Origin of the sequence: Aequoribacter sp. (assembly GCF_965659035.1) — a bacterium.
Taxonomy (GTDB): Bacteria; Pseudomonadota; Gammaproteobacteria; order Pseudomonadales; family Halieaceae; genus Aequoribacter.
This window is the reverse complement of the sequence record NZ_CBFHWH010000022.1, coordinates 27,224-28,804: the sequence shown is the minus strand read 5'-3', so window position 1 is coordinate 28,804 and position 1,581 is coordinate 27,224. Positions and strand designations below refer to the sequence as shown.

Below are 1,581 nucleotides of genomic sequence, written 5' to 3'. Positions count from 1 at the left end.
AGAGGGTTTAAGATCATACGCTGAGGCAGGCCGTCGAGCTTGGTACTGGTGATAATTTGCTCGGGTGGCGCTTTTAAGTATTCTGCCTTGGTCACCTCCGGTACGGGCGATTCTTGGGTCAGTAAAAACCGAGTCCCCATGGCAATCCCACAAGCGCCCTGCGCTAGAGCCGCAATTAGATCACTACCGCGACTAAAACCACCCGCAGCAACGACCGGTACATCAACCGCCTGGCATACCTGCTTTAACAAAATCGACGTTGCCACTGAGCCAGTATGACCCCCACCTTCGCCGCCTTGCACAACAACAATATCCGCACCGAACTCCACCGCTTTAACCGCGTGCTTCAAAGCGCCAACGGTGGGCATACAAAGTACGCCCGCATCTTTCAGACGTTTTACCGCTGCCGAGGAGGGCGAGCGGCTGTAACTGACAGCGCGCACTTTATGTTCGATACACAAATCGATGATCTGTTCTGCGTGAGGCACGTACATGTGGAAGTTAACGCCAAAGGGTTTGTCGGTTAAGCGTTTGATTTCCAGGATACCCGCCTCGATTTCCTCGAGCGTCATCACGGCGCCCGCTAAAAAACCGAAACCGCCCGCATTTGCGGTAGCTGCAACCAAAGCCGGATCTGCCACCCAACCCATCGCAGTTTGTACAATGGGGTACTGACACCCCAAGCGCTCTGTTAACGCAGTTTTCATACTTTCACCTAGGCAGTTGTCTGGCGCTTTTAGCAGACCATCATTACGAGGTCTGAATTAGAGCGTGTTTCCACACTGCTTGTATAGGTTTGGACGTAATGCAAGTGGACGATACTTGCACCGTCAAAACATTTGCCCCGCAATGTTTTATCCAGAATACTTTGCCACAGTGTTAAACGCCCACAATAACAGCACACCAAACCCAGAAGGTTAACGACATGACGGAATTTAGTGCACCACACCACAACGCAGTAGCTCAGCTCACAGGACCTGGAGCGCCCTTTGAAGTTATCGAGCATGTGATGGACGGCATTAGCTACAAAGCCTACAAAAACGCTGAAAAATCACTGGCCAGTGTGATTGCGCCCGGGCGCCAGCATGGCGACAAACTGTATCTGCAATACATGGGCGAGAACTATACCTTCGCGGATTTTTTTGATGCTTCGGATCGTTTTGCGGTAGCGCTGAAAAGAGACTACGGTATTCGCAAAGGCGATCATGTGGCCATTGCCATGCGCAACCGACCCGAATGGCTAATGGCCTTTATCGCCATTATTAACCTAGGCGCAGTAGCGATACCACTCAACAGCTGGGGGCGTTCGGAAGAGCTGCAACAAGGCCTGACAGATGGCGGCGCCAAACTAGTAGTCTGTGATGCCGACCGCTTACACTTCATTCGCAGCGCCGGCAATAAGTTACAAGCCGTAGTGGTTGAGCCTGACGCCAAAGAAGACAACAGCGAGTTATTTTGGCGCTTGGTCGAATCAGCCAATGTAGAGGACTTTCAGGCTGTAGAAGTTGAACCCAATGACCCGGCAATCTTGTTATTCACATCGGGGACTTCAGGACGCCCAAAAGGCGCCATGTTCAGTCA

The 1,581-nt window shown here is 51.9% G+C and carries 2 protein-coding genes; one reads left to right on the top strand and one right to left on the bottom strand.

Going from position 1 to position 1,581, the window contains the following annotated elements; genetic code table 11:
- Positions 1-707: NAD(P)H-dependent flavin oxidoreductase (locus ACTF5Z_RS05520; RefSeq protein WP_438984810.1), on the bottom strand; the 707-nt coding region annotated here is incomplete at its 3' end.
- Positions 708-925: 218 nt separating this feature from the next.
- On the opposite strand from ACTF5Z_RS05520, the gene ACTF5Z_RS05515 reads away from it, so the two are divergent.
- The coding region (locus ACTF5Z_RS05515; RefSeq protein ID WP_438984809.1) for an AMP-binding protein at positions 926-1,581 on the top strand (656 nt) is incomplete at its 3' end.